Origin of the sequence: Paludibaculum fermentans, assembly GCF_015277775.1 — a bacterium.
Classification (GTDB): Bacteria; Acidobacteriota; Terriglobia; order Bryobacterales; family Bryobacteraceae; genus Paludibaculum; species Paludibaculum fermentans.
The window spans coordinates 8,772,298-8,784,363 of sequence record NZ_CP063849.1 but is presented as its reverse complement, the minus strand read 5'-3'; the positions used below and the strand labels follow the sequence as shown (position 1 = coordinate 8,784,363).

The 12,066-nt window shown below is 63.0% G+C and carries 8 protein-coding genes; 2 read left to right on the top strand and 6 right to left on the bottom strand.

What is annotated here, in order from left to right; translation table 11 throughout:
* Positions 1–45: 45 nt before the first annotated feature.
* From IRI77_RS34950 to IRI77_RS34925, 6 genes are all read right to left on the bottom strand, one after another.
* Positions 46–1,470: a Gfo/Idh/MocA family oxidoreductase gene (locus IRI77_RS34950; protein ID WP_194449546.1), complete on the bottom strand. Its 1,425-nt coding sequence runs from the start codon at positions 1,468–1,470 to the stop codon at positions 46–48.
* Between the two features lie 332 nt (positions 1,471–1,802).
* The gene (locus IRI77_RS34945) at positions 1,803–3,101 is read right to left on the bottom strand and encodes an ImmA/IrrE family metallo-endopeptidase (RefSeq protein ID WP_194449545.1); all 1,299 of its coding nucleotides are present in this window, start codon (positions 3,099–3,101) and stop codon (positions 1,803–1,805) included.
* A 607-nt stretch (positions 3,102–3,708) separates the two neighbouring features.
* Positions 3,709–4,554: a sugar phosphate isomerase/epimerase family protein gene (locus tag IRI77_RS34940; RefSeq protein ID WP_194449544.1), complete on the bottom strand. Its 846-nt coding sequence runs from the start codon at positions 4,552–4,554 to the stop codon at positions 3,709–3,711.
* The gene (locus IRI77_RS34935; protein ID WP_194449543.1) at positions 4,536–5,555 is read right to left on the bottom strand and encodes a Gfo/Idh/MocA family protein; all 1,020 of its coding nucleotides are present in this window, start codon (positions 5,553–5,555) and stop codon (positions 4,536–4,538) included. The genes IRI77_RS34940 and IRI77_RS34935 overlap by 19 nt, the downstream gene beginning before the upstream one ends.
* Positions 5,556–5,670: 115 nt before the next feature.
* Positions 5,671–6,276 carry a hypothetical protein gene (locus IRI77_RS34930; RefSeq protein ID WP_194449542.1) on the bottom strand — a complete coding sequence of 202 codons (606 nt, stop codon included), beginning with the start codon at positions 6,274–6,276 and terminating at the stop codon, positions 5,671–5,673.
* A gap of 56 nt (positions 6,277–6,332) precedes the next feature.
* The gene (locus IRI77_RS34925) at positions 6,333–7,526 is read right to left on the bottom strand and encodes an acyltransferase family protein (protein WP_194449541.1); all 1,194 of its coding nucleotides are present in this window, start codon (positions 7,524–7,526) and stop codon (positions 6,333–6,335) included.
* An 84-nt stretch (positions 7,527–7,610) separates the two neighbouring features.
* Between IRI77_RS34925 and IRI77_RS34920 the strand changes: the two genes are divergently transcribed.
* Together IRI77_RS34920 and IRI77_RS34915 are read left to right on the top strand one after the other, a co-directional pair.
* A complete protein-coding gene (locus tag IRI77_RS34920; RefSeq protein WP_194449540.1) occupies positions 7,611–9,521 on the top strand; it encodes a tetratricopeptide repeat protein in 1,911 nt (636 codons plus the stop codon).
* 430 nt (positions 9,522–9,951) lie between these two features.
* Positions 9,952–12,021: a S9 family peptidase gene (locus IRI77_RS34915; RefSeq protein WP_194449539.1), complete on the top strand. Its 2,070-nt coding sequence runs from the start codon at positions 9,952–9,954 to the stop codon at positions 12,019–12,021.
* The last annotated feature ends 45 nt before the right edge of the window (positions 12,022–12,066 follow it).

Below are 12,066 nucleotides of genomic sequence, written 5' to 3'. Positions count from 1 at the left end.
CAGCCCGACATTGAGATTCCACCCGGACGCCGACTCAGGCCGGCATTACACTTCGTACGGTTTGCGATACGCCGGGCGCGTGATCATTTTGGCTGCTTCGGAGTCGCCCGTGAACTTCGGAATCGGACCCGGCTCTATTTTCAACCCACGACCCACGCGGTAGCTGATGTTCGCCAGATGGCACAGATTGGCGCTGGGCACCGCGTTGGCGATGGGGTCATGAAGGTCCTTCTCTTGGCGCGACTTCACGCAAGCCAGGAAGTTCTGCATGTGGAGCCCCGTGGAATCGCCGCCCCTGCCGCGCTCGGGCCGCTCTTCCATGATGAGTTCGCTGGAATCGCCCTTGTACGCCTGGAACCCCTGATCGCTCATCGCGGCCCAACCGTCGCTGCCGTAGAAGAGATTGCCGACCCCGACGTTGAGCGGATTGCTCGCCGGTCCCACTTGAGTAGGCGCTGGAGCGGCGGGAGGAGCCTCGGCGGGCGCCGCACCGGCCGCGGGCCGCTGTCCGCCGCGCGCACCGGGCGCGGGTCCGGCCGTGACTACGCGGGCCTGCCGCACGCCTTCGCCGTTGGTCATTTTGCCGCGCACCTCGATGACGAGTTGCTCGCTAACATAGCTGAAGCCGGCCGTCAGCGTATTCGGGGTCTCCGTGTCGTCATCGAGGCCGAACTTGCCGCCGAACGCCATGGCCGTCTTCGGCCACACGGGATCGCCCAGTGCCCAACGGGCGATGCCGGTCTCGTGCACGCCCTGATTGCCGATATCGCCGTTGCCGGTATCCCAGAACCAGTGCCAGAAATACGCGAAGCGCTTCTGGTTGAAGGGCCGCATGGGGGCGGGCCCCAGGAACAGATCCCAATTCACGCCGGGGGGCGTGGGCGTGTCCGGCGTGTGCCCGATGGAGGGGCGCAGCTTGTAACACAGCGCCTTGCTCATGTAGAGCTTTCCGATCAGACCCTGCTGGAGGGCCTCGATCGCCTTGATCTTGAACGGCAGGCTCCGATGCTGCGAACCCACCTGCATGATGCGTTTCGTCTCGCGCTGCACCTGGATCATCCGCATTCCTTCGTGGATGTTGTAGCAGGCCGGCTTTTCCCCGTAGACGTCCTTGCCCGCTTTCATGGCCCAGATGGCGGAAAGCGCGTGCCAGTGGTTGGGAGTTGCGATGGAGACCGCCTCGACCTTCGGGTCGGCGAACATCTGCCGCATGTCCTCGAATTCAGTGGCCTTTTCCAGGCTCTTTCTCGCCAGGGCGGCCTGGCCTTTCTCGCGTGCGGCCTGGTTGACGTCGCAGATGGCGACTACCTGAGCCTCGGCCAAGCCGGAATAGGTGTTGAGGTGGCTGCTGCCGCGGCCGCCCAGGCCCACGATGCCGACGTTCACCTTGTCATTGGCGCCCCAGACGCGAACAGCCGACGCAGCACTCAGCGCACCGAGGAAGAACCTGCGAGTTTTTGAATCTGACATCGTGAGTCTCCTTTGCGCGCTCATTGTATCAACCGACGGGCCGGAGTTTGGCGGGATGGCGCTCGCTGGGGCAAGCACAACTCAGAGTTAGTCCGTGTCTTCAGACATGCCACGCATTGGTCAGCGTGTAGTGTCGAGAGATGGCAATGACTCATCGGAGCGCGAACTGCGGGATGGTGCATGGCTTGTTTCCCGATTCCATGACACCCAGCACCGCACATCCAAAGATACGCGGGGCCGTAGGACAGCCAAGGTCTACTCGCCCCAGATAGGCGATCCGTCAGAAACAGCCGGAAGGAGAAGGCATGGGTGTTCTTAGTCCACTCGCACAATTAACCAGCGGAGACCCAATCGGAGGGGATCAGGTGGTTGTTCGCCAAATGGCTCTCTACAGCCCGCTCGGAGACGCCGAAGGTCTCGGACGCCGCCTCGAACGCCGCTGGCGAGTAGTCGTCCCGGAGGAACTCGGAAAGCGCATCAATGGGGCACAGAAGCTCAGCGGCGAAAGCTCTTTGGACTTTCTGCCGCACGGTGCTTGTGTCGGTCGAAGGCAGCCAGATCTCTTCAGCATTCGACCTGATTTGTTCCCCAAGAAATCGCGCCGCCTCAAATCGGCGTCCGGGACGGTTTCGCTTCCGGAACAGAAGCTTCAGGCCAGTGTCCTGATCGGCCCTAACCGCCAACCCAAGAGGAGAGCGATATTCGGGTACTTGCCCAAATACTTCGCTGCTCATGCCAATCAAGTCCGCAAGAGCCCCATCCGACATGGCACCGGTGCCTAAGCCGCTTTCTCTACGAACGTGTCGGGCGAGCTCGCGCCCCATCACCCAAGGAGCAACCTCAGCTCCCTCCCAACTGGGATTGGCGGCGATTTGGACTTTGGCGTGAACCCCGGGCAAAGAGGCAAACGCTTCGATTTCGGCCAAGGCCTGGGCAGGATCCGGCCCGGAGCAGATCGGGGCGATCTCGTTGATCGCACCGGGGCCGGCGGCACTGTCCAATAGGGTCAGCCTGGACAGGACGTCCTCCGGGGCTCCGTCTGGTTCGAAGCCGAGGCACGCTTCCAACTGGCGTAGCCGTGCAAGTTCGGGATCCTGCCGCTCCTCGCGGACTTCCTTCCAGATTGCTTCGAGCTCTGTCCCCATAACTCCCGATGAAGCCAATCTGGCAAGAACCAGATCAAGGAAATCATCGATGGTGCGCTCGAAACTGGAAGCGGAAATCGATTCTCGAAAGTCCGCCAGGTAGCGCAGCGGTTCTCCAGATAAGGGGCGTGTCGGCCGGCAGGACGCCAGAATTCGCTCCCCATCGCTCTCAAAGGTGAGGGGGGGCCACAGGAAGCCGTGACCGGCAGCCGGCAGTTCGTGAGCCATGCGCCAGGAGGTGCCGGGAACACCTTTGAACGGGCGCGCTTCCCAGCGCAACCTCCACCACGAGGAGGCAAGCCAAATTGCAAGCGGATAGGCCGCCACTCTGGTTTGAGACTGAACCGTTTTCGCCCAGTCGTCCTCGATGCGCGTGGCTGTCTCTTCGCCAATCCGGATGCTGAGGGATGCCGCCGTCTTGCCGATCTCGATCGGGCCATAGGCCTCGGCTAACCACGAAACGTCGATCTGAAATTCCGCTGTCATGCGCGCCGCCACCGGGCAATAATCTCATCTCGAAATGGGTCAGCCTCGGGCATGGGGTAGCCGTGATACCGGCCGTTTCCTTCGTGTTACGCCTCCAACGGCTCGCCAGCGTGACTGACAGCCCAGATATTCTGAGGCCATGAGCCCCGCTCCTGCGCGCTCACGAACCCTCGTTGGATTCCCTCCCGAAGGAGCCTCTCCGCTTCCGCCCGGGTGTGAATATTCACCGAATCGCATAGCGTCTTGCCGAGCCGTGGCGCGCTGGGTGGCGTCAGGCCAAAGTCGCCGGGATGCTTCTTGTGCTCGGGGTTGCCGGTGTACTGAATCCCCTGCATCTGAACCGGCACGGAACGAACCGTCGCGGCTTCTCCTTCACAGATTCGGCGCTTTGGATTGAATGAGGTTCTGTGCTTCATTTTTCCCAACATGATCCACATCGGCCGGATACCGCACATCCCTAGATTAGCCCGGTCGCGATCTGAGTAGGCGAGGGACGAAATTATGCCGGCGCTGGTGCGATGACATAGCTCTCTGCGCCAGGGACACGAAAAGGGCCGCGGCCAGTGGATTTTCCACCAGCCGCGGCCCTTTTGAACCTGCCGTCAATTTAGCGGAGGCTGTTGAGGAGTTTCACAGCATTGCTGAGCGTCTGCCAGCGCTGCTCTTCCCCGTGGACTCCGGACTCCACGCAGACGGGCCCGTTGTAGCCCTTCTCCCGCAGAGCCGCCATGAATTTGGGGATGTTGACGGAGCCTTCGCCCAGGATCCGCTCAGTACCCAACGAACCCGGCTGCGCGGGATCCGGCCAATCTCCATCCTTGCCGTGCACGCTGATCACCTGGCTGGCCAGGAGTTCAAACGCGGCCACGGGTTCGCCGGAGCCGTAGAGAATCATGTTGGCGGGATCGAAGTTGATTTTGACGTTGCTGCGATCGACGTCGCCGAAGAAGGCGAGGAGCTGATCGGCCGGTTCCTGGCCGGTCTCCAGGCAATAAGTCATGCCGAACGTGGCGGCATAGTCGGCGATGCGGCGCACGAGATCGCGGACGGCAATGTACTCGGGGTGCGTCGGGTCGTGGGGGATGAAGCCCACGTGGCAGCCGAAGCTCTTCACGCCCAGCGCGGCGGCGAAGTCGATCACCTCGCGCGTGCGCAGTTCGCGGGCCGCGCGGGTATCGGCCGGCATGAAGCCGACCGTGCGGACCACGGTGGGGATATCGGCGTAGCTCTCGCCCTCATAGGCGGCAAATACCGTGAAGACGTGGAAGTCCTCAGCGGCGATGGCGGCTTTCCAGGCAGCGGTCGTTTCCGGCGTGAGCTGCACGGTGCCATCGATGGCGAGTTGGCCCGAGACGACGCCGCAGGACTTCACGGTGCGCAAGGTGGCCAGAGCGTCGGGCTCGGCCCAGAAGAAGATACCGACTTCGCGGTCTTTCAGAGTGAGAGTGGACATGGCAACATTTCTCCCTGGCGGGCCCGCGCCTCCTCAAGGAGCCGGGTCAACTTCACGGCGGCGGCCGACGACTGCGGAGTGCAGCGCTCTGGCTTCGCGCCGGTCTGGATGCAGTGGACGAAGTACTCGATTTCGGCCTGGTAGCCGTCGACGTCGGAGAGCGGCAGGGCGCGCTCCTCGCCGCGGCCGTACCAGTGGGGCGGCCGGCCGGCGGAGCTGTACTCAATGGCCGCGTCCTGGCCAACGACGGTGTACTCCATGGAGAACGGGTAGTTGGACGGCAAGTGCCAGCCGCCGGTGATGGTCACGGCGAAGCCCGACGGGTAATGGAGCTGCGCGGTGAGCATGTCGACACCGGCTGGGAGGTCTTCATAGCCGGTGGCCGAAACAGCGGTGGGCATGCCGAAGCACACAAGGGCCATGTCGACGTCATGGATAAGGAGGTCGAAGACGCCCCCGCCTGAGGTGGATTTGTTCGTGAGCCAGGCGCTCCAGCCGGGCGCGGCGCACCGGCGGCGGAACAGCGCGTGCCGCGGTTCGCCCAGCTTGCCCGTCTGGGCCGCCTCGATGAGCGGGACGTAAGCGGGGAAGAAGCGCAAAACCTGGGCGCTCATCAGCAGGCGTCCGGCCTTTTCGGCCTCGGCCATCATCTCATCGCATTGTGCGGCGTCGAGGGCCATGGGCTTCTCGACGAGGACGTGCTTGCCGGCCCGCAGGGCGGCGATGGCGATGGGCGCGTGCATGGCCGTGGGCAGGCAGAGGTCCACGGCGTCTACGTCCGCTTCGCGTACACATTCGAGGGCGTCGGCGAACTTCTGGGCCGATTGAAAATCGACCGCTTCGCCGGCGACGTCGAGGTTGCCCTGGATGGAGGATAGATCTCCGGCCAGGACCTTTGGATCATTGCAACTTACGGCGCCGATCTCGACGCCGGGGATACGTTTGTAGGCTTTCAGATGGGTGAGCCCCATGAAGCCAAGTCCGACCACTGCGATGCGCATAGACTTTGCCATCGTAGCAAGGTGCTGCAGTGGACGTGTTCGACGCTCGGAAACAAGGTCAGGCCGGCCGGCGGAGCGCAGGAATCGCGCGGCTGGCCGCGGGAGGATGCCCGGACTAGATCGCGTGCACCTCGAACGAGAAGCGCTCCGGCGGGAAGGCCGAAATCGGGTCCGGCGAGAGGTTCGACCACGTCTGGTACGCCGTCGAGGCCAGCGTCGCCTTCAAATAGAACAGGAACTGGTCGGAGAAGCAGTTCAATGGCGGCGGCTGGCGGAAGGACAGGCGCGTGCCCACAGCGCTCTCTGGAGCGATGCCCTTGGTGTCGACGGCTTTGTCCCGCAGCAGCATGACAAAACTGGACCGGCCGGCATGCGGCCACACGTCGGGGCGCAGCAGCGGACGCAGGTCCTGCCGCATCTCAAAGGTCATTTCGCATTGGCGGATCCAGTCGAGGATGGCATCGCCCAACCGCCAGTGCTCGATGAGGCCGAGGTACTGCTCGACGAGCTGGATGGCGAGGTCCATCTTACGGCGTTCCTGGTCGAGCGGTTCCATCTGAAGGCCGGGCAGCATGTCCTCGGATTCGATGAGCGTGCTGGCCATCTCGATGGTCCGGCTCATTCGAGCGGCTTCTGCGCCCACGCGAATGAGGAGGGGCGGCAACTGGTGAAGTTTGTCGCCCGGAATCTCGACGAAGTGTCTGTCACCAAGGATCTCCATAAAGACCTCTGTAAAGTGATCGGCAGACCTGGCCGCTTTCCTGATGGTTCTGTCGATTATACGGATGCTTGCGGTTCCAAACAAGTTTCAATTGCGACGGTTTGGAGCTGTGCCGGATATTTGCGCCCATTCAGGATGACGCCCAGCCAGGTGGAGCGGACGAAGTAGTGATAACTGGCGAGCAGGATGGGCACCGCCAACAACAGTCCGATGACGGCCTTCAGTTCCGCGGGCCAGGGCAGCAGCATCATGGGGAGCTGCAAGGCGACCAGGACGGGCGGGTGGACCAGATACAGCCAATAGGCCGAGTCGGACAGATAGCGCTGGCGCGGCGAAGGCTGGGAGAAGTAGCGCAGGAAAAGGCCGATGAGGCCGAAGATCATACACCAGGCGGTGAGAGCCGTGCCGGCACAGGTGGCGAGGAAGGCGGGCCAGTCGCGCACGGCGCGGTTGGCTACCTGACGGTCGATGGCGCCCAGCGTGATGAAGGTAAACAGGACGGCGAGGCAGAGGTGGGGCCAACCGGCGCCGCGCAGCAGTGGGAGCGAGGCCCGATGACAGTAGAGGCCCCAGCCGAAGGCGAAGAACACGGCGTAGGCGGCAATGATTCGGAAGTGGGGCGCGAAATTGTGCGGGGTATCGAGGATCCCGAACTCCATCGAGAGGAGGGTGAAGAAGGTGAGGAGGCTCCAGAACACCGGAGCCAGGCGGCTGGCCAGGATGGAGCGGAACCAGGGCCGGCCCAGCCAGCGGGTGAGGCGCGGGGCGAGCGGAGCGGCGGCGAGGCACAGCCACATCAGGATTTCAAGAAACCACAGGTGCATCGGCTCGATGGCGCGTTCGAGCCGTCCCTCCGCCAGCCAGCCGAGGGTTCGGTTCCAGGCGTTGGGGTCGCGGACCAGGAAATAGGCGAAGACGGCGGCGATCTTCAGGAACGGGTACAGGACGAGCATGCCCAGCAGGAACGGCAAGCCCAGCCGGGCGACCCGGTTTTCGAGGAAGCCCTGCCAGCCGCGGCGGCTGATGAGGAGGGCCGCAAAGAACCCGCTCATGACGAAGAAGGCGGGCAGCCGGAAGCCATGGACGAAGAGCAGGAAGGCGTCCAGCCAGCGGCTGGTGACCGGGTCCTTCAGCCACCAGACATCCGGGAAGGTGGAGTAGGCGGTGGAGCTGTGCAGCGCGACCCCCAGCAGCATCATGGCGGCGCGCAGGGCGTCGAAGGCGTGAAAGCGTTCGGAGTCGTGTTTCATTGAGCCATGGTGGGGCGGAAACAGCCGTCAACGTGAGTAGCGGGGGGTAGGTTTAACGGTATACTCAAGCTGTAACCCACTGAAATGATAGAACAACAGCCGGAACAGCAGGAGGTCCGCGACGCGCTGGGGCGGATTGTGGAAAGCGCGGGTTTTGCGGGCGCGGGACGGCTCTCCTCGTTCCTGACTTACCTGGTGGAGCGGACCCTCAGCGGCGAGACCGACCGGCTGAAGGAGTCCGTGCTGGGGGTGGAAGTCTTCCAACGCAGCACCGGGTACGACCCTCGGACCGACCCGATCGTGCGGGTGGAAGCACGGCGGCTGCGGAGCCGGCTGGAGGAGTACTACGCCGGCGCGGGCAAGGACGAGGCGGTACGGATTGAGCTGCCCAAGGGCGGCTACGTCCCATCGTTCGGGAAGCGGGTAGCGAAACCCGTTGCGGCAGCGGTTCCAGCCGCACCAGCCGCCCCCAGGCCGCCGACGGTGGAAGTGGAGTCGGCGCCGATGCCGCGCGGCTGGAAACTGGTGGGCATCCTCGCCGGCCTGGCGGTGGTGGGCATCTCCCTGGGGTACTGGCAGACGTCATATATGCGGCGCGTTCGCCAGGCGCCGCTGGCGACGGTGGCAGTGTTGCCGTTTGCAAACGTGGGCGGCGTGGCGGAGAACGAGTACTTCAGCCAGGGTCTGACGGAAGAGATCATGGACCGGCTGGCGCGGGTCCAGGGGCTAAAGGTGATCTCCAGGACGGTGATGGCCCAGTTCAAGGGACGCGACGCCGCGCTGGACGAAGTGGCCGGCCGCGTGAATGCGTCGATGGTACTGGAAGGCAGTGTCCGAAGGCAGGGTGAACGGCTGCGCGTGACGGCGCGGTTGGCGAATCCGAGGGACGGATCGTCGGTATGGTCGCAAACGTACGACCGGCCAATGAAAGACATCTTCGCGGTACAGGACGAGATCGCCCAGTCGATTGCGAATGCCCTGCGGGTGCAGGTGGGGCCGGCAGCGGCGGCCGCCGGCAAACGCACGACATCCAGCATCGAGGCGTACAACGCGTTCCTGAAAGGCAAGTACCAGGCGAATCTGTACTCGCGGCAGGGGATGCAGAAGAGCATCGAGTATTTCGAGGAGTGCCTGAGGCTCGATCCGGACTATGCGCCGGCACTGGCCGGGCTGTCATCCACCTATTCACTGCTGGGCTACTACAACTCGCTGCCGGCCGATGTGGCGTGGCCAAATGCGCGGCGGACAGCGGAGCGGGCGATCGCCCTGGATCCGACCTTGGCGGACGCGCACTCGGCGTTGGGCCTCACACTCGCCTTCCACGACTGGAAGTGGCGGGAAGCCGAGGCGGAAGCGCGGCGCGCAATCGAGATCGACGACGGTTCGGCGGTGGCTCATGGGATGTACGCCGCGGCGGTGCTGCTGCCGCAGGGGCGCATGAAAGAGTGCCGGGTGGAATATAGAAAAGCGCTGGAGTTGGATCCCCTCGCGTCGTTCATCAACTTCTCCTATGGCTACGCATTGCAGGTGGAGGGCCGCTACGACGATGCCGTCACGCAATACAAGCGCACGCTGGAGCTGAAGAACCTCCATCCAGACATGTACTGGGACTTGGGCATGGCCCTGGGCTTCGCCGGGCGGCACAAAGAAGCCGAAGCCGCGATGCGGAAGTCGATGGAGATGCAGGGACGGGATCCCAAACTGCCGCTGGTGGGCCTGCAGGCCTACTTTGCGGGGGATGTCGAAGCAGCGCGGCGCAGCTTGCCCGTGATCGAGGCGGAGGTGAGGGCAGGCCAGGAAGACCGGATGGACCTGGCGCGGACCTACTCCATGCTCGGCGAGAAGCAGAAGGCGCTGAATACGCTGGCAGAGGCGATCAAGGTGCGGGAGAGCCAGGTGATCTGGATCAAGGTGGATCCCCGTTTTCGGCCTTTGTGGGAAGAAGCGCGCTTCAAGGATCTGCTGCACCAGGTGGGTCTGGACGCCGCTCCGTAAAAAGAAAAGCGGCCCGGCAGAGGAGGAGGTTCGCCGGGCCGCCATTTTGGTGAAGGCGGCATTCGGAGGGGTGTATGCCGTCTTCGTCCTCGAATCATCCAGTGACAGCCTGGGAGCTGTCCCTGGCGTTCGTACTCGCCTCAATGCAGTAATTAGGACCTGCTTGTATTCAATACCAAAAAAAGAGACCGCGCAAGTGGAACGGCCCAATCTGAGTGAATTTTAACTCAACAGTGGAAAAAGGGCCGAAAACTGGCCGTTGGATGGGTGCCCTTGGGCGAATTCCCTGATTCTGCCCTATTCCAGCGGAGTTTACCGTCATTGCCGGCCACCGGTCACAGCGGGTGCCGGGCGCGGTGCGATCATGGTGGGTATGGCATCCCTGTCCCGTTGCGGCTCCGCCGCGCTCTGGATGAGCCTTTCTTTATCTATGTCAACTCCTGCTCAAATGGCCGAGGTAAAGCCTCCCACCCTGAAGACCGTTCCCAAGGAACTGGAAAAGCACGGTGACCGGCGCACGGACAATTACTTCTGGCTGCGCGACCGGTCGAATCCGGAGGTGATCTCCTACCTGGATGCGGAGAACAAGTACACCGAAGCGCAGATGGGCGATACGAAAGCGCTGCAGGAGCAGATCTACAAAGAGATCGTAGGGCGGATTCAGGAAGATGATACATCGGCCCCGGTGAAGCACGGGGAGTACTACTACTTCACGCGGACGATGAAGGGCAAGCAGTATCCGGTGTACCTGCGGCGCAAGGGCGCCAGCGGACCGGAAGAGGTGCTGCTGGACGGGAATGTTCTGGCGGCAGGACAAAAGTACTTCCAGGTGGGTGCTTTCTCAGTGAGCCCGAACCAGAAGCTGCTGGCGTACGGGACAGATACTTCCGGCGACGAGACGTTCACGGTGCACGTGAAAGACCTGGCCACCGGGCAACCGCTGCCGGACCAGATCAGGAATGCCTATTACAGCGTGGAATGGGCGGCGGACAACAAGACCCTGTTCTACAACGTCCTGAACGAATCAAAGCGGCCGTACAAGGTGTTCCGGCACGCCTTGGGCTCGGCGGCAGCCGACGTGGAGGTGTTTCACGAGGCGGACGAGCGGTTCGAGGTGGCGATCAGCAAAACGAGGAGCCGGGCCTACCTGCTGATCGACTGCGACAGCCAGACGACCTCCGAGGTCTGGTACCTGCCGGCCGATCAGGCGGACGGCAAGTTCACCCGCTTGTACGAGCGGATCCAGGATGTCGAGTATCAGGTTTCCGATCACGGCGGCAACTGGTATGTACGCACCAGCGAAGGCGCCAAGACGTTCCGACTGATGCAGGCGCCCATTGCGCATCCGGAAGCGCGCAAGGAGATCATCCCCGCCCGCAAGGACGTCACGCTGGAAGACGTCGATACCTACGCCGATCATTTGGTGGTGACGGAGCGCGCCCAGGGTCTGCCGCGCTTGCTGGTGCGGCGCTTCTCGGACGGGCAGGAGCACCTGGTAGCGATGCCGGAACCGGACTATACCGTAAAGGGCGGCGGCGGCTTTGAGTACGACACGCCGGTGCTGCGCTTCAACTACACCAGCCTGGTGACCCCGCCGTCGATCTTCGATTACGACATGAACCTGCGGCAGCGGACGCTGGTGAAGCAGCAGGCCGTGCTCGGCGGCTTCAAACCGGAGAACTACGTCAGCGAACGGATCATGGGCAAGGCCAGCGATGGAACCTTGATTCCCATTTCCGTCGTATCTCGGAAGGGCCTGGTGAAGGACGGCTCGAATCCCTGCCTTCTCTATGGATATGGAGCATATGGGATCTCGTCCGATCCGACGTTCAGTGCGGAGCGCATTTCCCTGCTCGACCGCGGCTTCGTCTACGCCATTGCGCACATCCGGGGCGGCGGCGACCTGGGCAAGCCGTGGCACGAGGCGGGGCGCATGCTGAACAAGCAGCATACGTTTACAGACTTCATTGCGGCGGCGCAGATGCTGATCGCCCGGCGGTACACGCAACCGAAGAAGCTGGGCATCCTGGGCGGCAGCGCGGGCGGCCTGCTGATGGGCGCCGTGGTGAATCTGCGGCCAGACCTGTTCGGCGCCGTGGTCGCGAAGGTTCCGTTCGTCGACCTCATCAGCACGATGATGGACGCTTCCCTGCCCCTGACGGTCGGTGAGTATGAAGAGTGGGGCAATCCAGAGGATCCGAAGTACTACTCCTACATGCGGACCTACTCGCCCTATGACAACGTGGAGCGCCAGGCTTACCCGAACATGCTGGTGACGGCGGGCCTGAACGATCCGCGCGTGAGCTACTGGGAGCCGGCCAAATGGGTCGCCAAGCTGCGCACGATGAAGAAGGGCAACAATCTGCTGCTCCTGAAGACGAATATGGGCGCCGGACACTTCGGGGCCTCGGGCCGGTATGAACGATTCAAGGACACGGCGTTCGACTACGCGTTTCTGCTCAAGGCCCTTGACGTCAGTGGGCAGACGGCCTCAAAGTAGCAGGAATCGCGGGTTCGGTTAAATTCGGACCATCGAGTTTGTTAT

Coding starts and splice junctions, on each gene's coding strand:
- IRI77_RS34935 (WP_194449543.1), bottom strand. CDS start 5,555: ATGCGCATCGCAGTGGTCGGACTTGGCTTCATGGGGCTCACCCATCTG.
- IRI77_RS34945 (WP_194449545.1), bottom strand. CDS start 3,101: ATGACAGCGGAATTTCAGATCGACGTTTCGTGGTTAGCCGAGGCCTAT.
- IRI77_RS34925 (WP_194449541.1), bottom strand. CDS start 7,526: ATGAAACACGACTCCGAACGCTTTCACGCCTTCGACGCCCTGCGCGCC.
- IRI77_RS34950 (WP_194449546.1), bottom strand. CDS start 1,470: ATGTCAGATTCAAAAACTCGCAGGTTCTTCCTCGGTGCGCTGAGTGCT.
- IRI77_RS34920 (WP_194449540.1), top strand. CDS start 7,611: ATGATAGAACAACAGCCGGAACAGCAGGAGGTCCGCGACGCGCTGGGG.
- IRI77_RS34930 (WP_194449542.1), bottom strand. CDS start 6,276: ATGGAGATCCTTGGTGACAGACACTTCGTCGAGATTCCGGGCGACAAA.
- IRI77_RS34940 (WP_194449544.1), bottom strand. CDS start 4,554: ATGTCCACTCTCACTCTGAAAGACCGCGAAGTCGGTATCTTCTTCTGG.
- IRI77_RS34915 (WP_194449539.1), top strand. CDS start 9,952: ATGTCAACTCCTGCTCAAATGGCCGAGGTAAAGCCTCCCACCCTGAAG.